Here is an 18858-nt window from a genome sequence, read left to right as displayed (position 1 = left end):
AAGCACGCCGCCAGCGTTCGTCCTGAGCCAGGATCAAACTCTCCGTTGAAGACTCACAACCACACCCCCGAAAGGGTGCAATCAAAAGTATTTGAACCAGAGTCCGAAAACCCAGCAAAACAAAACGCCAACACAAAACATGTTGACTAMAATGTCCGACCTTCCAACCGGGGGGAAAGAAAGGCCGGAACCAAAATAAATTTGGCACTGACATTCATCGACACACTATTGAGTTCTCAAAGAACACACGCACACACATCCAGACCGAAACAATTCGGACTTTCCGTAAGGCAACYTATCAAGCTTAGCTCAACCGTTCACCCGATCAAAATCGGGACTCGATCGAACCAGTGTGAGCGTCAGGCGCTCCTCGTCCTACCTCGTTTCCCTAGCCTCTCGCTCAGCGTTTCCGCTCAGCTCCTCGGCCCCGGGTCGGTGTCCGTGTCGCTCTGACCTGGATAAAGTTACGTGTCTGTGTGAACGATGTCAAATCGCCTGGTCAGAAAGCATTTTCGGGAATGCTTTCGGAAAGCGGCACGCACTCGAGATCAATCCGCCGCGCCGACACGCTCCACCTGACCGCCCAAGGACTGCAACTGCTCGACGAAATTCGGGTATCCGCGGTCGATATGGAAGACGTCGTGCACTTCCGTAGTTCCGTCGGCGACCAGACCCGCAAGGACCAGACCGGCGCCGGCCCGGATATCGGACGACCACACCGGCGCGCTCGACAACCGAGGAATACCGCGCACCACCGCGTGGTGCCCATCGGTCCGTGCGTCGGCACCGAGCCGGATCATCTCCTCCACGAACCGGAAACGCGCCTCGAAGATGTTCTCGGTGATCATCGAGGTGCCGTCGGCGATGGCCGCCAAGCCGATCGCCATCGGCTGGAGGTCGGTCGGAAAACCCGGGAACGGCAGCGTCGAGAAGTTCACCGCGCGTGGGCGCTCGGCCTGGATCACACGGAATCCGTCCTGTTCGAACGAGATCCGCGCACCCGCGGAACGCAACTTGTCCAGCACCAGCGAAAGATGCTTGGGATTCACTCCGGTCACGCGTACGTCACCCATCGTCATCGCCGCGGCGATGCCCCAGGTCGCGGCCACGATGCGGTCACCGATTACGCGGTGGGTCGTCGGCGAGAGCCGCTTGACGCCCTGGATGGTGAGCACCGAGGTGCCCGCGCCGCTGATCCGCGCGCCCATCTGAACGAGCATGTGGCACAGGTCGACGATGTCGGGTTCGCGCGCGGCGTTGTCGATCACCGTCTCGCCCTCGGCGAGCACCGCCGCCATGAGGATGTTCTCGGTCGCGCCGACGGAGGGGAAGTCCAGCCGGATTTTGGCACCCTGCAGTTCGTCGGCGCGCGCGACCACGCAACCGTGCTCGATCTCGCTGGTCGCGCCGAGCAACCGCAGGCCTGCCTGATGCATGTCGAGCGGGCGCGAACCGATCGCGTCACCGCCGGGGAGTGCGACGACGGCGCGCTTACACCGCGCCATCAGCGGACCGAGCACGCACACCGACGCGCGGAACTGGGTGACCGCGGGGAAATCCGCATGGTACTTCGGCTCGGCGGGAGTGGTGATGGTGACCACCCCGCCGTCGATCCCGACGTCACAGCCGAGACCGCGCAACACATCGCCCATCAGCGGCACATCGAGGATGTCCGGACAGTTCGTGATCGTGGTGGTGCCCTCGGCCAGCAACGCAGCGGCCATCAGCTTGAGGACGCTGTTCTTGGCGCCCCCCACCGTGACCTCACCGACGAGTCGATTCCCGCCAGTAATCAAAAACCGTTCCATGCCGCCTCTCCGCGTATTCGGCGCACTGTTGGTGCAAGGATAGTTGCGGCGGCCCGCTATGGTGCCGCCTCCTCGCGACTCCTCTCGCCTCTCCGCATTATTTGCCGAGCGACAGGTGCCGCGAGGTGGGCATCTTTGTGGGCGACGGTTCGATCCCGTCACATTTCCGGCATACCCGGTGGGTTGTTCGTGTACTCGCGTGTCTTCACTGCACGATCAGGTGCCCGTCCGGTCTCCGCCGGGCTTCCACAGGATATCGCCGCCGGGATTGGCCGCTCGGCTCAGGATGAACAGCAGGTCGGAAAGGCGATTGAGGTACTTGGCCGGCAGAACGCTGGTGTCCTCCCGGTGCGCTTCGATCGCGGCCCATGCGGAACGTTCCGCGCGGCGGGCAACGGTGCGCGCCGTGTGCAGCAGTGCCGCAAGGGGCGTCCCGCCGGGCAGAATGAACGAATTCAGCGTCGGCAGTCCGGCATTGAACTCGTCACACCAAGCTTCGAGACGATCGACGTACGGCTGGGTGACGCGCAGCGGTGGGTATTTCGGCTCCGACACCACAGGTGTGGAGAGGTCCGCGCCCGCGTCGAACAGATCGTTCTGTATCTGCAGCAGCACCGCGAGCATCGCCTTCTCCGGCTGCCCGAGTGCGATCGCCACACCGATGGCGGCGTTGGTCTCGTCGCAGTCCGCGTAGGCGACCAAGCGCGCGTCGGTCTTGGCGACCCTGGAGAAGTCGCTCAACCCCGTGGTTCCGTCATCGCCGGTCCGCGTATAGATCCGCGTCAAATGCACGCTCACGACTGCACCTCGCTGACACTCGGCTCCGTCGTGCGCGGGTGCGCGCTGTGTTTCCGGTTCACTCGCTGACGCTCCCTCACGACTGCACCTCACTGACACTCGGCTCCGTCGTGCGCGGGTGCGCGCTGTGTTTCCGGTTCACTCGCTGACGCTCCCTCACGACTGCACCTCACTGACGCTCGGCTCCGTCATGCCCGAGCGATACTCGGCTGTGCCCATGATTTGCTCGCTCCGCTCGCTCACAGGACAACCTTATGCGTTCAGAGACCAGGCATCCGGCGGGTGCGATCGGAGGGGCGGGATTCCACCCAGGAAAGAAAAGCGGTCAAGGAGTCGCGGTCGAGGGCCAACTCGAAGCCACCGGTTCGATCCGACACCCCGATCACCGCGATGGCGTCGGTCATGATGTCGTACTCGTCGCCGCGTGGACTGCGGCGATCACCGATTTCGATGCCCTGGCGCCGAATCGTGGAATCGGGACCGAGTTTTAGGCTGGTGAGCTTGAAGAAGACGAGCCGGTCCTCGTCATAACGGATCAACCCGTGCCGCCAACCCTGACCACCGCGAGCGGGCAGCACCCGCAGAATCGCGGCAGTTCCGCCGCGGCGCAACATGATCAGGCGATAGGTCGAGGCAAGCGCGAGGAAAACGAGCGTCAGCACCAGAATGATCAGGAGAACCATCCCGGTCTGCAATGCAGTTCGTCCCTTCGCTCCGCCGCTGTGTCGTCGACACCTCGCGGTCATTCAACCACGGCCCCGAGTTTACAAATGGCCCGGCCGTGTCCGACCGCTGCGGCGCGATCCGGCAGTACCTCGACAAGTGCGATCACCGTGCGTCTACAAAGACGCTGTCGGCGGTGAAGAAGTCTCCACCGCCGACAGCCGTCGTGCTCAATGACAGATTGTTGCTTACGCGTTCGCGTTCTGCTCGACCGCGCGCACCCGGGCCTGAGCAGCCTTCTGCTGCTCTTGGCTGGCCTCCGAGTCGGCCAGCACCCGGCGAGCCGCCTCCACATCCACCTCGTCGGCGAACTCCGCGGACTCGGCCAGAACCCGGACCGAGCTCGCGGTCACCGAGAAGAAGCCACCGTGCACCGCGGCGACGATCCGCTCACCGTCGGTGTCCACGATGGCGACGGTGCCGCCCTCGACCAGCTGGCCGAGCAGCGGCTCGTGCCCCGGCATGATGCCGATCTGGCCCTCGGTGGTCTGCGCGCTGACGAACGACGCCTGGCCGGACCAGAGCAGTCGCTCGACGGCGACGAGATCAACTGACATTTCCGCCATCGACGACTACTTTCCGGCGATCTTCTTCGCGGCCGCCTCGACATCGTCGAGACCACCGCAGCTGTTGAACGCCTGCTCCGGGAAGTGGTCGAACTCACCCTTGCAGACACGGTCGAAGTCATCGATGGTCTGCTCCAGCGGCACGACCGAGCCCACCTGCCCGGTGAACTTTTCGGCCACGATGAAGTTCTGGCCGAGAAACTTCTCCAGTCGACGGGCGCGGCCCACGAGAACCTTGTCCTCCTCGGAGAGTTCGTCCATACCGAGGATTGCGATGATGTCCTGCAACTCCTTGTACTTCTGCAGGATCCGCTTCACCTCGTTGGCCACCGCGAAGTGCCGATCGCCGACGATCGAAGCCTCCAGGATGCGGGAGGTCGAGGTCAGCGGGTCGACGGCCGGGTAGATGCCCTTCTGCGAGATCGGGCGGGAGAGCTCCGTCGTCGCGTCCAAGTGGGCGAAGGTGGTCGCCGGCGCCGGGTCGGTGTAGTCGTCGGCGGGCACGTAGATGGCCTGCAGCGAGGTGATGGACCGACCACGGGTCGAGGTGATGCGCTCCTGCAGCTCACCCATCTCGTCGGCCAGCGTCGGCTGGTAACCGACGGCCGAGGGCATGCGGCCGAGCAGGGTCGACACCTCGGAACCGGCCTGGGTGAACCGGAAGATGTTGTCGATGAACAGCAGCACGTCCTGGTGCTGCACGTCGCGGAAGTACTCGGCCATGGTCAAGGCCGAGAGAGCGACGCGCATACGGGTGCCCGGCGGCTCGTCCATCTGGCCGAAGACGAGGGCGGTGTCCGGGAGGACGCCCATCTCTTCCATCTCCAGCCGGAGGTCGGTGCCCTCACGGGTGCGCTCGCCGACGCCGGCGAACACGGAGGTGCCGGAGAACTCCCGCGCGATACGGGTGATCATCTCCTGGATCAGAACGGTCTTGCCGACACCGGCGCCACCGAACAGACCGATCTTGCCGCCCTTCACGTACGGGGTGAGCAGGTCGATGACCTTGATGCCCGTCTCCAGGATCTCGGTCTTGCCCTCGAGCTGGTCGAACGACGGCGGCTTGCGGTGGATGCCCCACTGCTCGCCCTCGCGTCCGAGGCCGGGAGTGTCCAGGCAGTCGCCGAGGGCGTTGAAGACGTGTCCCTTGACGACGTCACCGACCGGCACCGAGATCGGCTTGCCGGTGTCGGTGACAGTGGCGCCACGGACCAGGCCGTCGGTCGGCTGCATCGAGATGGTGCGCACGATGTTGTCGCCGAGGTGCTGGGCGACCTCAAGGGTCAGGGTCTTGGCCACCGAGGTCAGCGTGATCTCGGCGTGCAGAGCGTTGAACAGCTCGGGGATGGCTCCCCGCGGGAACTCGACGTCCACGACGGGGCCGATGACCCGGACGACGCGGCCTGCGGCGGCGCCCGTCCGGCTCGTGTTGTCTCGAGTAACAGCTGCGGTCATTGGTTGGTTCTCTTCCGTGTCGATTGGCGGCATTCGCGGGGCTCTTCGTGGTTACGCATGCTTCCGCCTCCGTGCCCGTCTCTCATGCCGTGTCGATTGGCGGCATTCGCGGGGCTCTTCGTGGTTACGCACGCTTCCGCCTCCGTACCCGTCTCATGCCGCGGCGCTTAGTCGCGGTCCGAGTTCGACGCCAGCGCGTTCACGCCGCCGACGATTTCGCTGATTTCCTGCGTGATCTGGGCCTGACGCACCGAGTTGGCCTGGCGTGTGAGCACACTGGCCAGTTCGTTGGCGTTGTCGGTGGCGGCCTTCATTGCGGTGCGCCGAGCCGCAGACTCGGATGCCGCTGCCTCGAGCAACGACGCGTAGATACGCGTATTGACGTACTTCGGCAGCAGCGCCGCCAGCAGTACATCGGCGTCGGGCTCGAATTCATACTGCGCGTGGACGTCCGCGGTCGCGGAATCCGAGAGGCTGTCCTCGCCCAAGTCGAAGTTCTCGTCGACGAAGCTCACCTGGATCGGCGCAAGACGGCGCACCTCCGGGTTCTGGGTCAGCATCGACACGAAACGGGTGTACACGATGTGCAGTTCGTCGACACCTGCGATAGTGCCTGTCCCGTTCGGTGCGGGGACCTCGCCGTCCGCACCGGCCATGAAGGCGTCCACCAGGTGGTGGCAGGCGGCCGAAGCATCGGTGTACTTCGGCTGCTGCGAGAACCCGGTCCAGGCCGACACGAACGGGCGATTGCGGAAGGTGTAGTACGTCAGGCCTTTGTTGCCCATGACGTAGAGCACCGGCTCCTTGCCCTCGTCCCGCAAGGTGGTCATCAGCTCTTCGGCGCGCTTGAGCACGTTCGAGTTGTAGCCACCGCACATGCCGCTGTCGCTGGTGATCACCAGCACCGCGGCACGACGGGCGTTGGGCCGCTCGGTCAGCAGCGGGTGCGCGAGGTTCTTCGACGCACCAGCCAGCTCGCTGAGAACCTTGGTGATCTCCTCCGCGTACGGCTTCGCAGCGGCAACCCTGGCCTGGGCCTTGGAGATTCGCGAGGTCGCGATCAGCTCTTGGGCCTTGGTGATCTTCTTGATCGAATTCACACCACGAATGCGGGAGCGCAATTCACGCAAGCTTGCCATCAGCGGTTCACACTCCCTTCCTTCGCGGCAGCAGATTGGCAGCATTCACGGGGCACTTCGTGGTGACGGACGCTTCCGCCTCCGTGCCCGTCGCTCCTGCCGCGGATCGAATAGCACATTGCAGGCCCGCGTTACTTCTCGATGTGCTTGCGGGTTACCGACAGCGACTCGACCTCTTCGTGGTCGAGCTCACCACCATCCTCCTCAACCACGCGACTACCGTCGGAGGCGAGGAAGCCCTGCTTGAACTTGTCGGTCGCCGCCTTGATCGCGTCGGCCGCGTCACCGGCGAGCACCTTGCCGCCCGCGATGGCCTTGAACGCGTCGGCCGCGGTGCGGTGCAGGTCCTCCAGCAGCTCGGTGTTGAACCGGCGGATGTCGGCGACCGGAACCGAGTCGTAGTAGCCGCCGTCGACCAGGTAGATCGAGACGATCTGGTCCTCGACCGCGACCGGCGAGTACTGGTCCTGCTTGAGCAGCTCCACCCAGCGGGCACCGCGCTCGAGCTGCGCCAGCGACGCGGCGTCGAGGTCGGAGGCGAAGGCGGAGAACGCCTCCAGCTCGCGGTACTGGGCCATCTCCAGACGCAGCGAACCGGCGACCTTCTTCATGCCCTTGGTCTGAGCGGCGCCACCGACGCGGGAGACCGAGGTACCGACGTTGATCGCCGGGCGGACGCCCTTGTTGAACAGGTCGGACTCCAGGAAGACCTGGCCGTCGGTAATGGAGATGACGTTGGTCGGAATGAACGCCGAGATGTCGTTGGCTTTGGTCTCGATGATCGGCAGACCGGTCATCGAGCCCGCGCCCATCTCGTCGGACAGCTTCGCGCAACGCTCCAGCAGACGCGAGTGCAGGTAGAAGACGTCACCCGGGTATGCCTCGCGGCCTGGCGGGCGACGCAGCAGCAGCGAGATGGCGCGGTAGGCCTCGGCCTGCTTGGTCAGGTCGTCGAACACGATCAGGACGTGCTTGCCCTGATACATCCAGTGCTGGCCGATGGCCGAACCGGTGTACGGAGCCAGCCACTTGAAGCCGGCGGAGTCCGACGCGGGGGCCGCGACGATGGTGGTGTACTCCATCGCGCCGTGCTGCTCCAGCGCGGTCTTGACGCCCGCGATGGTAGAACCCTTCTGGCCGATCGCGACGTAGATGCAGCGCACCTGCTTATTCGAGTCGCCCGTCTCCCAGTTCGCCTTCTGCGCCAGGATGGCGTCGATGCAGACCGCGGTCTTGCCGGTCTTGCGGTCGCCGATGATCAGCTGACGCTGGCCGCGACCGATCGCGGTCAGGGCGTCGATGGCGGTGATGCCGGTGGCCAGCGGCTCCTCGACCGGCTGGCGCTCCAGTACGGTCGCGGCCTGCAGCTCGAGCACGCGCTGCTCTTCGGCCTCGATCTCGCCGAGACCGTCGATCGGCTGGCCGAGCGGGTTCACGACGCGGCCGAGGAACTTGTCGCCGACCGGAACCGAGAGCACGTCACCGGTCCGGCGAACCTCCTGGCCCTCCTCGATCTCGGCGAACTCGCCGAGGATGACCGCACCGATCGCACGGTCCTCGAGGTTCAGCGCGACGCCGAGCACACCGCCCGGGAATTCGAGCAGCTCGTTGGCCATCGCCGAGGGCAGGCCGCTGACATGCGCGATGCCGTCGCTGGTATCGGTGACCACACCGACTTCTTCGATGGAGGTCTCGGGGGTGTAGCTCTGGGTGTAGCTCTCGATCGCGCTACGGATCTCGTCGGAGGAGATCGTCAGCTCCGCCATGTTCTTCCTGCTCTCGCTGTCTGGGTCTGGAATGTCGGTGGGTGGTGGTAGCGCGCTAGGTCAGGGCCCTGCGCAGCTTTTCCAGTCGGCCGATGGCGCTTCCGTCGATCACATCGTCGCCGATGTGCACGACGAGTCCGCTCAGCAAACTCGGGTCGACCTGAACGTGCACCGTGATCGCCTTGTTGTAGATGCGCCGCAGCGACGCAGCCAGCCGCTCGCGCTGCCGCTGGGTAAGCGCGATCGTGGCGCGGACATGCGCGACGATCTGCTCGCGACGACCCGCTGCCAGGTCGGACAGCTCGTCGAAGGCGGCGCCGATGCTCGACCGCTGCCTGGTCACCACCTGCTCCGCCAGGGTGAGGGTGATGGGCTCCGTCTTGCCCGTCAGCAGACGGGCGACCAGATCGCGCTTGGCCGAGGCCGACTTCGCCCGATCCGACAGTGCCTGCTCCAAATCGGGGTTGTCGCTGATGATCCGGCCGAGCCGGAACAGCTCGTCCTCGACCGCGTCGAGCCGACCGCTGTCGGCCGCCGACTCCAGCAATGCCTCCTGACCGAGCAGCACCAAGGTGTCGACCAAGTCCGAGGTGCGCGACCAGTTCTGGGCCACCGCAGTGGTCAGCACCGCCAGCGTGGCAGCGCTGACCTTGCCGCCGAAGACCCGCTCGCACAGCTCCGCGCGCACGGACCCCGGCACCGACACGTCCGCGAGCGCCACACGCAGCGAACGCTGGTCGTCCAGCACGGCGACAACGGCGAACAGTTCCGACCCCGTCGTGGCCGCAACACTGTCGCTTCCGGTCAGAGCGGCCCGAAGCGCCTCCCGGGACCGGGAGCTGGCCTCGCGGCTCGCTGCGTACATGCTTCTCACTTTCGCGTCGTTACCTTCCGACCCCGATGCCTGCATCCGACTCGTCGAGTTCGTCGAGGAACCGCTCGATCGATGCCGCCTGCTTGGCTTCGTCCGAAACCGACTGCCCGATAATCTTTTCGGCCAGATCGACGGCCGTGCGGCCGACCTCGGAGCGCAGCTCGGTCAGGATCTGCTGGCGCTGGGCTTCCAGCTGGGTGTGGCCCGCCGCGACGATGCGGTCGCTTTCGGCCTGGGCCTCGGCGCGCATCTGCGCGAGGATCTGCTGGCCTTGGGTGCGCGCGTCCTCACGGATGCGCGCGGCCTCTAGCCGGGCCTCGGCCAGCTGCTGCTGGTACTGCTGCAGGGTGAGCTGAGCTTCTTCCTGCGCGGCCTCGGCACGAGCGATGCCGCCCTCGATCTTGTCGGAGCGCTCATCGAGCGTCTTCATCAGGCGCGGGATCACGTACTTGTAGAACAGGATCCCGATGATGACGACGCAGACGACCGACCAGACGATGTCATACGTTTCGGGGATGAGAGGATTCACTTCCTCTCCCTCCACCGCCGCGAGCAAAGCTGACTCGTACATCGGAATCAGAAAATGAAGCCGGCGACGAGGCCGATCAGGGCCAGCGCCTCGGTGAACGCGATACCGAGGAACATGTTGGTCCGGATGGTGCCCTGCAGCTCAGGCTGGCGAGCAATACCCTCGATCGCCTTGCCGACGACGATACCGACGCCGATGCCGGGGCCGATCGCGGCGAGACCGTACCCGATGGCACCGAAACCCTTGAACTTGTCGGGGGTCGTCGCGGCTTCCTGGGCCAGGTAAGCGAGGCTCATGAGTCTTCCATTCCCTTTCTGTTGCTCACCCGCCGGTCGGCGTGGTGTAGCAGGTTTCCGGTAGTTGTGTCGGTCAGGTCAGTGATCGTCGGCGTGCTGCGCGAGCCCGATGTAGACGGCGGTCAGCAACGCAAACACGTAAGCCTGCAGGAAGATGACCAACAGCTCGAACAGCGTGAATCCGAGCCCGGCGAGCAGCGAGAACGGTGAGAACACCTTCATCCACGCCGCAGCGTCGAACAGGAAGAACCAGGTCGCGCTGAAGAACAGCACCAGCATGATGTGGCCGGCCAACATATTGGCCAGGAGTCGGACGGTCAGCGTGAACGGGCGCAGGATGAAGGTCGAGACGAACTCGATCGGAATCAGCAAGCCGTGCAACGCGAGGGGGACATTCGGAACCACGATGCTGCTGCGCATGTAGGTGAGGAATCCGTACTTCCGGATACCGACGTAGTTGAACGTCAGGTATGCGACAACGGCCAGCACCAGCGGCATGCCGACTCGGGCGTTCGACGAGATGTTCAATCCAGGAATGACGCCGGAGAAGTTCAGAAAGAGGACCGTGAAGAAGATCGTCGCGATCAGTGGGAAGAATTTGCGACCCGATTCCTTACCCAATACCTCGTCGCAGATCTGCTCCTTGACGAAGACCAGGCCGATTTCCGCGACATTCTGCAGACCGCGCGGAACGATCCTGGGCGAGCGGAATGCCAGCGCCATGACCAGGACCAGGGCACCCGTCATCAGGATGCGAATCAGCATCAATCGATCGAGTTCGAACGGCGTCCCCTCGAACAGCACGGCTGGAGGGAAGAAGTCGGTAATCGACGGCGCGTGGAACTCGGCCGCCAGAGTGGTGACGCTCAGCGTTCTCTCCCGTGTTCGGGCCGCGGGTACGGTCATTCCCGCGGTTCGATCGGACATTGACGATCAAATTGGGTCGACTCAGGTCGGCTCGAAGTTCGTCAGCAGCTGTGCGGCGGTTTGGACTCCACCCGGCGTCTGTACGTGTGTCGGCGACATCGTCGACATGCAGAACCGGGACCCTCGGAGCCCGGCACGGCAGTAAGCATAGCGGCACTCGCAGGGATCTGGGCGATCCCCCCTCGCTTGGCTGCTTGCTTACCAACACTTTACCAAGCTATCTACGACAGCGTGTAGGTGGGTGGGGTTTGTTACTCGCCGGTACCCGGCGCATCTTCCGTGTCGGTAGTCGTCACGTACGGAACCTTCTGGCGCAGAACGCCATATGTCTCCGCTCCCAGCACGATGACCAGGGCTCCGACCACCGTGAGGAACAGGACGACCCGGTCGTAGAACTCGAACCGGTTCAGGATCGCGATAACCACCAAGGCCACCAGCACTTTGCCGACCCAACTGGCCAGCATGACCAGCCCCGCAGTGCTCGGCGGCAGCTTCGCGCCGAACAGCACCACGGCCGCGGTGGTCAGGATGAAGCCGCCGCCGATCGCGGCGCCGAGCAGCGCACCCCACACTCCGGACATCCCCGCGACGGCGGAGCCGAGCGCGACGGCCAGGACCACCAGCACACCGAGCCCGATCAGGCCGTAGCGCAGCGCTGCCCGCAGCGGCGCATCAGGACCTGGTATCGGGGTGGGAGTGAAGCTCACGACGTCACCTCGCCGGCGCTCGGCGCCGCCGTGCGCTTGGCGCACTGTGTTGATGGTTCGCTCGCAAGCTCGCTCACAGTCGTCGACTTTACCCGGACGGCGTGCGGTCGCCCGCGGGATCCCCACGTCGCAGCCCCGGAATCGCGGTGATGACCAAGGCGAAAACGAGCCCACCTGCCATCAGCAGAACAACCAGCCTGCGGTCCATCAGCGAGGTACCGACGGCGCCGAACGCGAGCACCCCGACCCACAAATAGATCACCAGCACGACGCGACGGTGCGAATGTCCGATCTGCAACAAACGATGATGCAAGTGCATTTTGTCCGGGGTCGAGAAACTTACGCCGGCGCGCACCCGCCGCACGATGGCCAGCAGCATGTCGAGCACCGGAATGAACATCACCGCACCCACCAGCAACAGCGGCGAGAGCAGACCCACGATGTCGCGCGGCCCGTATCCCTGCAACGGGATTCGACCGGATGCGCCGGTCGATACCGCGGCAAGCATCAGGCCGATCAGCATCGAGCCGGAGTCTCCCATGAATATTCGCGCGGGTTGAAAATTGTGGGGCAGAAATCCGAGGCAGGCGCCCGCGAGCGCGGCGGCGAGCAGCGAGGGCGGATAAGTGTCGACCGATCCGCCCTGTTCGTTCATCAATCCCAGACAGAACACGAAAACGGCGAGCGCCGCGATCAGGCCGAGGCCCGCGGCGAGCCCGTCGAGCCCGTCGACGAAGTTCATGGCGTTGATCAGGGTGACGGTCACCGCAACCGTGACCAGACCACCTTGCAACCCATCCAAGACCACCGTGGTGTTGCTGAACGGGTTGTAGATGACGTACCAGCCCAGGCCCATCACGGCCATCACGCCTGCCGCCGTCACCTGCCCGGCGAACTTGGTGAGCGCATCAAGTCCCCAGCGATCGTCGACGATCCCGACCAGCACGATCAGCGTGCTCGCCACGAGCACCGCGACCGGGATGTTCGGCTTGTAATCGAAACCGCTCCGCAGCGCGGGTAGCTGGTGTGCGAACAGTACGGCCGCGACGACCCCGATGTACATCCCGACGCCGCCCATGCGAGGAATCGGTTTGACATGCACGTCCCGATCGCGCGGCACGGCGACCGCGCCGAACCCGATCGCAAGTACCCGAACTCCGCCGGTGGCCAGGAACGTCACGACCGAGGAGATGAGAAGAACGACCAGCAGCTCACGAAGCGGAACGACAGCGCTCGAACCGATCATCCGAGATTCGGCCCGATCATCCGAGCCGCTGCTGGGCCGCGGCGCCGGTCAGTGCCTCCGGCGGCATCCCGAGCACCTCGGCGATCTCGGCGATAGGGACCGCACCCTCGCGCAGGATCCGCGGCTGGTCGGCGGTCAGATCGACGATGGTGGACGCGACGGCGTGCGCGGCGGGGCCGCCGTCGAGGTAGACGCCGACCAGCTCGCCGAGCTGGTCGCGGGCTTCCGCCGCGGTGCGCGCCGGTGCCTGTCCGGACACATTGGCGCTGGACACCGCGAGCGGGCCGACCTCGCGCAGCAGCTCCAGCGCAACCGGGTGCAGCGGCATCCGCAACATCACTGTCCCCCGCGTGTCGCCGAGATCCCAGGCCAGCGAAGGAGCTTGCTGCACAACGAGACTCAGACCGCCGGGCCAGAACGCCCGGATCAACTCACGCGCCTGCGGGCGCACCGAGAACACCAGGCCGTCGATAGTGTGCCAGGAACCGACCAGAACCGGTACCGGCATGTCCCTGCCGCGGCGCTTGGCCGCGAGCAGCGAGCTCACCGCGGTGGAATCGAACGCATCGGCGGCCAGGCCATACAGGGTGTCGGTGGGCAGCACCACTAATCGCCCGGACTTCAGGGCGCTGGTGGCTGCGGATAGTCCGGCGGCACGCGAGTCGGGATCCGCGCAGTCGTAGACGGTACTCACAGCACCCATCCTGGCACCTGTGCCGCCTCTCCGAGAATTCAGGCCGTACCAGTCGGGTAGCGCAGGATTTGCGTTCAGGTCCTGCGTCGAGTGCTGAGCAAGGTTTTGGGCGTGAGACGGCACCAAACGCAGGACCTGAACGCGAATCACGCGTCACCCGACTGGTACGGCCTGAATTCTCGGAGAGGCGGCACAGTGCGGGTGGCGGCTACGAAGCGGGGTCTGCCTGCCAGGTCCGGGTGTTCGATGACATCGGTGAATGCGCCGGTGGCGGTGAGGAGGGCTGCTACCCCGGAGCCGTTGGTGTCGTCGTGTTCGATGGCGGTGGTGCCGCCCGGGCGAAGGACCCGGGTGATGTTCGGGAGCATCGCGCGGATGATGTCCAACCCGTCCGGACCGCCGAACAGGGCGATGTGCGGGTCGTGCTCGGCCACCTCTGGATCGAGGCGGGCACCCTCGGGTATGTAGGGCGGGTTGGACACCACGACGTCCACCCGGCCGTCGAAATCGGCGAGCAGCGCGGGATCGGTGACGTCGTCGGCGTAGAGGGTGATCGGGGTGTCGCCGGCCGCGATGCGGTCGTCGGCGTTGCGCCGCGCCCACAGCAGCGCGGCGGGATCGAGCTCGATCGCGTGCACATCGGCGTCAGGACGCGCGTGCGCGATAGCCAGCGCAAGCGCTCCGGACCCGGCGCACAGGTCGACGACGATCGGGGTGTGGTCGTGCGGCAGCGCCTCCAGCTGGGCCAGCGCCCATGCGAACAGCAGCTCCGTCTCGGGGCGGGGCACGAAGACGCCAGGCCCGACCGCGAGATCGATCGCGCCCATCGCGGCCGTCCCGGTCAAGTGCTGCAACGGAATACGCTGCGCGCGGCGGGCGACCAGCTCACGGTACTCGGCCAACTTGTCCGGCGACACGAGCGGAGTCAGCGCCAGCCTGGTGCGCGCGACGCCGAGAACGTGCGCCGCCAGTTGCTCGGCGTCGGCCTGCGGGCTGTGCACACCCGCCGTCCGCAACGTCTCGACGGCGTCGTTGATGGCGGGGCGCAGCGCGACTCGAGTCGTAGACATGGCACCGACTCTGCCCGAAACGGGTTTACTCCGCGGCCATACGCGCTTCGCGATCCGCTTTCCCCAAAGCATCCAATAGCGCGTCCATGTCACCATCGAGCACGGAGTCCAGGTTGTGCGCCTTGAAACCGATCCGATGATCGGTGATCCGGTTCTCCGGGAAGTTGTAGGTGCGAATCCGCTCGGAGCGGTCCACGGTGCGGATTTGGCTGGCCCGGCCCGCGGCCGCCTCCTGGTCGGCCTGCTCTTCGGCCAGCGCTTGCAGTCTGGCCGCGAGCACCTGCATGGCGCGGGCCTTGTTCTGCAGCTGCGAGCGCTCGTTCTGGCAGGTCACCACGATGCCCGAGGGCAGATGGGTGATGCGCACCGCGGAGTCGGTGGTGTTGACGCCTTGACCACCCTTGCCGGAGGAGCGGTAGACATCGATGCGCAGATCGGACTCGTCGATCTGCACCGCCTCGACCTCGTCGGGCTCCGGGTAGATCAGCACACCCGCCGCCGACGTGTGGATGCGCCCCTGCGACTCGGTCACCGGGACGCGCTGCACACGGTGCACGCCGCCCTCGAACTTGAATCGCGACCACACGCCGTCGCGCGCGGCATCACGACTCTTGATCGACAGCGTCGCCTCTTTGTACCCGCCCAGATCGGACAGGGTGACGTCGAGAATCTCGACCTTCCAGCCGTGCCGTTCGGCATAGCGCACGTACATACGCGCCAGATCGGAGGCGAACAGCGCGGACTCCTCGCCGCCCTCACCGGACTTCACCTCCAGCACGACATCGTCCCCGTCGTGCGGGTCGCGCGGGGCGAGCAGGTCGGCGAGCGTCAGCTCCAACTCCTGGACCTCTCGCGCCAAATCGGGAACCTCGGCGGCGAAGGCCGTATCGTCTGCGGCGAGCTCGCGCGCGGCGGACAGATCGTCACGTGCCGCCGCCAGCTTGTTATAGGTGGCCATGATCGGGGCCAACTCGGCGAACCGCTTGCCGACCCGACGCGCGGCGCCCGCATCGTTGTGCAGCGACGGATCGGCCAGCTGCGTCTCCAAGCCCGCATACTCGGCCAGAATGTCGTCGATGGCGGACGGTTGCGTCACGGTGCTTCCTTCTCCTGATACCTGTCCATACAAAACACCGACGCCCGGCCTGCACAGCAGGACCGGGCGTCGGCGAGGAAGCTACTTGGCGTCGGCTTTCTTGCCGGCACGCTTGCCGTAGCGCGCTTCGAAGCGAGCCACGCGCCCACCGGTATCGAGGATCTTCTGTTTGCCGGTGTAGAACGGGTGGCACTGCGAGCAGACCTCGACGGTGATGTGCCCCGACTCCTTGGTGCTGCGAGTCTGGAAGGTGTTGCCGCAACCACAGACGACCGTGGTCTCGACATACGCCGGGTGAATTCCTGCCTTCATGGATGTCCTCTCGGGTTTGGTCGCCGGGTCGCTCGAGCGCGGATTCGCCAGAACGTGAACCGGAACCGACTAGGCGGGAGGTCTGCTCAACTGAGCAGACGCAACGACCGTTCAGTATGCCAGAACCGCCGTTACGCTCCCAAAACGCCCCGGGCACGTGGTTTGTTCCCGTCCCAAGGTAACTCCCCCATCGTCGTCGTCCTGAAAGCTCGGGCACGCGAATCGCGTGCCGTGTCAGGAACCCCTGAAGTCGGGTAGTTCGCTACTCGCGAATGCGAACAGCTCCGTTCATAGGGTTTGCATACCTGATGCACATCGGCGTGCCGTGACAGGACGGAGACCCTGTGAACATCCGAATCGCGTCCACGATTTTCGCTCTGCTGATTCTCGCTGTCGCGGTGGGCTGGTACGCACTCCCGGCGCCCTCAGACTCCGCGACACTTGCGAACGCTGTGCATACCGAAACGTCCGACACCACCACGGCGGACTCCTCGATCGCTGCCTGCGCGGTTATTTTCGGCTTCCTGATCAGCGGCGCGGCTGCGATCGGAATCATGTTCTTCGGCCCATGCATGCCGAAAGGGTCCCGCACAAGCGGGACCCTTTCGGCCATTGCCACAGCGACAACTGATTTCACGAGCACATGGGTAACTCGTCGGGCACGCCCAGAGCGGAACCGGCCACACACCGCAGGCCCTGTGCGCGACCTCCGCCGCACCGAACCTGTACGGCCTGAATACCCGGAAAGGCGGCTCAGCCTATTCGTCGAGCGCGCCCGGCGCGGTCTTGCTGACCGACATCAGGAACTCGAGGTTGTTCTTGGACTTCTTCAGACGGTCGATCAGCAGATCGATCGCCTGATGCGAGTCGAGGCCGGACAGTACGCGACGCAGCTTGTGCAGCACAGCCGCCTCGTCGGGGCTGAGCAGTAGCTCGTCCTTGCGGGTACCGGACGGGTTGACGTCCACCGCGGGGAACACCCGTCGCTCCGCGATCTTGCGGTCCAGCTTGAGCTCGGCGTTGCCGGTGCCCTTGAACTCCTCGAAGATCACGGTGTCACCGGTCGAACCGGTCTCCACCATTGCGGTGGCCATGATCGTCAGCGAGCCGCCGTTCTCGATGTTGCGCGCCGCGCCGAGGAACCGCTTGGGCGGGTACAGCGCGGTGGAATCGACACCACCGGAAAGGATTCGACCCGACGCGGGCGAGGAGTTGTTGTATGCGCGACCCAGTCGGGTGATCGAGTCGAGCAGCACTACGACGTCCCTGCCCATCTCCACCAGGCGCTTGGCGCGCTCGATGGCGAGCTCGGCAACCGAGGTGTGGTCCGACGGCGGGCGGTCGAAGGTCGAGGCGATGACCTCGCCCTTCACCGAACGCTGCATGTCGGTGACCTCTTCCGGACGCTCGTCGACCAGCACGACCATCAGGTAGCACTCGGGATTGTTCGTCGCGATCGCGTTCGCGATGTCCTGCATGATCGTCGTCTTACCCGCCTTCGGTGGCGAGACGATCAGCGCGCGCTGGCCCTTGCCGATCGGCATGATCAGGTCGATCACCCGGGTGGTCAGCTTGTTCTGCTGGGTCTCCAAGCGCAGCCGCTCATTGGGGTACAGCGGGGTCAGCTTGCTGAAGTCGGGACGACGCCTGGCCGCCTCGACGTCGCCGCCGTTGACCGTGTCCAGCCGCACCAGCGGATCGAACTTCTGCCGCTGATTGCTCTGCTCGCCGTCGCGCGGGGCCCGCACCGCGCCGGTGATCGCGTCACCACGGCGCAGGCCGTTCTTGCGGACCAGGTTCATCGACACGTAGACGTCGTTCGGCCCGGCCAGGTAACCCGAGGTGCGGACGAAGGCGTAATTGTCCAGCACATCGAGGATGCCTGCGACCGGCTGCAGCACGTCGTCTTCACGGATCTCCAGCTCGCGGGCCTCGCCGCCACCGCCACCGCCATCACGATCACGTCCCCGACGACGTTCACGGAAGCGGCGCCCGCGCCGACCACGACCGCCTTCCTCCTCGTCGCCGCCACGGCTGTCTCCGCCACGGCTACCGTCCCCGCGGCTACCGTTCTGATTCTGGCCGCGCTCGCCCTGGCCGCGCTCGCCCTGGCTACGCTCCCGACGACGCTCGCCGCCCTGTTCGGCCTCCTGTTTCGGCTCGTCACCACGCGTCTCGGCGTTCGTGGTCTCGCCGCCGGATCGCGCCTGGTCACGGCCGCGCCGCTGCCGACCGCGACCACGCTGGCCGCCCTCGCGACCAGAATCCTCGGTGGGCTCGGTGGCGGTCGATGACGCCTGATCGGCCGCGTTCGTGGAAGCGGGCGCGGACTCGGCGGGGGCCGCCTTCGCCGGGGCGGGAGCCTCGGTATCCGTGGCCGAAGCCGCGGGCGTCACCTCGAGGGTCGCCTGCACGGCCTTGGCCGGCGCCGACTTGGTAGCCGCCGACGCGGCGGGGGCATCGGCCTCGGTGGCAACCGCGGACTTGGCCTCGCCCTTGGCGGGCTTTTCCACCTTCGCCGGTTTTCCGGCCTGATTTTCCTTGATGGCGGCGATCAAATCGCCCTTGCGCATTCCGGAGGTGCCTCGGATACCGAGCTCCCCCGCGAGCGCGCGCAACTGCGGCAACAACATTCCAGTCAGCCCCGATCGTGCGACGTCGGTTTTTTCGCTCATCTTCGAAATCTGTCCGGATTCACTTTCGCGGTCGCCCATCGGGTTGGAATCCACCCCGGGTGTCGCGAGCAGGTCCGTATCTGTCACGGAAATCCTTTCCTTCCCTCGATTGCCGTGTGCTGTTTCGAGGGTTCGTCCCGCAGCCCGGGCATTCTGCCGGACTCGGATGCGTCCGTC

At 65.5% G+C, this 18858-nt stretch carries 18 protein-coding genes; all 18 read right to left on the bottom strand.

What is annotated here, in order from left to right:
* Positions 1-548: 548 nt before the first annotated feature.
* Positions 549-1808, bottom strand: coding sequence for a UDP-N-acetylglucosamine 1-carboxyvinyltransferase (murA, locus tag AB4Z47_RS10825; protein WP_441949969.1), 1260 nt, complete (start codon positions 1806-1808; stop codon positions 549-551).
* 216 nt (positions 1809-2024) lie between these two features.
* Positions 2025-2606, bottom strand: a complete 582-nt coding sequence (locus tag AB4Z47_RS10820; RefSeq protein WP_441949967.1) for a cob(I)yrinic acid a,c-diamide adenosyltransferase — start codon at positions 2604-2606, stop codon at positions 2025-2027.
* Between the two features lie 260 nt (positions 2607-2866).
* A complete protein-coding gene (locus tag AB4Z47_RS10815; protein ID WP_441949966.1) occupies positions 2867-3289 on the bottom strand; it encodes a DUF2550 domain-containing protein in 423 nt (140 codons plus the stop codon).
* Between the two features lie 228 nt (positions 3290-3517).
* Positions 3518-3895 (bottom strand): F0F1 ATP synthase subunit epsilon, encoded by a 378-nt coding sequence (locus tag AB4Z47_RS10810; RefSeq protein ID WP_441949965.1) that lies wholly within the window; start codon positions 3893-3895, stop codon positions 3518-3520.
* A 6-nt stretch (positions 3896-3901) separates the two neighbouring features.
* A complete protein-coding gene (gene atpD / locus AB4Z47_RS10805; protein ID WP_327113161.1) occupies positions 3902-5350 on the bottom strand; it encodes a F0F1 ATP synthase subunit beta in 1449 nt (482 codons plus the stop codon).
* Positions 5351-5517: 167 nt separating this feature from the next.
* Positions 5518-6489: a F0F1 ATP synthase subunit gamma gene (locus AB4Z47_RS10800; protein WP_441949963.1), complete on the bottom strand. Its 972-nt coding sequence runs from the start codon at positions 6487-6489 to the stop codon at positions 5518-5520.
* Positions 6490-6620: 131 nt separating this feature from the next.
* Entirely contained in the window at positions 6621-8255 is a 1635-nt protein-coding gene (atpA, locus tag AB4Z47_RS10795; protein ID WP_441949961.1) for a F0F1 ATP synthase subunit alpha, read from the bottom strand.
* 55 nt (positions 8256-8310) lie between these two features.
* On the bottom strand, positions 8311-9120 hold the full coding sequence (locus AB4Z47_RS10790) for a F0F1 ATP synthase subunit delta (RefSeq protein WP_441949960.1): 810 nt from the start codon (positions 9118-9120) through the stop codon (positions 8311-8313).
* Between the two features lie 19 nt (positions 9121-9139).
* The gene (locus AB4Z47_RS10785; RefSeq protein ID WP_441949958.1) at positions 9140-9700 is read right to left on the bottom strand and encodes a F0F1 ATP synthase subunit B; all 561 of its coding nucleotides are present in this window, start codon (positions 9698-9700) and stop codon (positions 9140-9142) included.
* 5 nt (positions 9701-9705) lie between these two features.
* Positions 9706-9954 carry an ATP synthase F0 subunit C gene (locus AB4Z47_RS10780; RefSeq protein WP_327113151.1) on the bottom strand — a complete coding sequence of 83 codons (249 nt, stop codon included), beginning with the start codon at positions 9952-9954 and terminating at the stop codon, positions 9706-9708.
* Positions 9955-10032: 78 nt separating this feature from the next.
* The gene (gene atpB / locus AB4Z47_RS10775; RefSeq protein WP_441949955.1) at positions 10033-10881 is read right to left on the bottom strand and encodes a F0F1 ATP synthase subunit A; all 849 of its coding nucleotides are present in this window, start codon (positions 10879-10881) and stop codon (positions 10033-10035) included.
* Positions 10882-11132: 251 nt separating this feature from the next.
* A complete protein-coding gene (locus AB4Z47_RS10770; protein ID WP_441949953.1) occupies positions 11133-11588 on the bottom strand; it encodes a hypothetical protein in 456 nt (151 codons plus the stop codon).
* An 88-nt stretch (positions 11589-11676) separates the two neighbouring features.
* Positions 11677-12834, bottom strand: a complete 1158-nt coding sequence (locus AB4Z47_RS10765; protein WP_441949952.1) for a glycosyltransferase family 4 protein — start codon at positions 12832-12834, stop codon at positions 11677-11679.
* Between the two features lie 16 nt (positions 12835-12850).
* Positions 12851-13528 carry an L-threonylcarbamoyladenylate synthase gene (locus tag AB4Z47_RS10760; protein WP_441949982.1) on the bottom strand — a complete coding sequence of 226 codons (678 nt, stop codon included), beginning with the start codon at positions 13526-13528 and terminating at the stop codon, positions 12851-12853.
* Positions 13529-13674: 146 nt separating this feature from the next.
* Positions 13675-14598 (bottom strand): peptide chain release factor N(5)-glutamine methyltransferase, encoded by a 924-nt coding sequence (gene prmC, locus AB4Z47_RS10755; RefSeq protein WP_441949950.1) that lies wholly within the window; start codon positions 14596-14598, stop codon positions 13675-13677.
* Positions 14599-14623: 25 nt separating this feature from the next.
* Positions 14624-15694, bottom strand: a complete 1071-nt coding sequence (gene prfA / locus AB4Z47_RS10750; protein ID WP_441949949.1) for a peptide chain release factor 1 — start codon at positions 15692-15694, stop codon at positions 14624-14626.
* Between the two features lie 81 nt (positions 15695-15775).
* Positions 15776-16006 carry a 50S ribosomal protein L31 gene (gene rpmE / locus AB4Z47_RS10745; RefSeq protein ID WP_062982643.1) on the bottom strand — a complete coding sequence of 77 codons (231 nt, stop codon included), beginning with the start codon at positions 16004-16006 and terminating at the stop codon, positions 15776-15778.
* Positions 16007-16764: 758 nt separating this feature from the next.
* A complete protein-coding gene (gene rho / locus AB4Z47_RS10740; RefSeq protein WP_441949947.1) occupies positions 16765-18768 on the bottom strand; it encodes a transcription termination factor Rho in 2004 nt (667 codons plus the stop codon).
* Positions 18769-18858: the final 90 nt, after the last annotated feature.

Origin of the sequence: Nocardia sp. 2TAF39 (genome assembly GCF_052114905.1) — a bacterium.
Lineage (GTDB): Bacteria > Actinomycetota > Actinomycetes > Mycobacteriales > Mycobacteriaceae > Nocardia.
The sequence above is the reverse complement of the archived record's forward strand: the minus strand, read 5'-3'. Positions and strand labels throughout refer to the sequence as shown.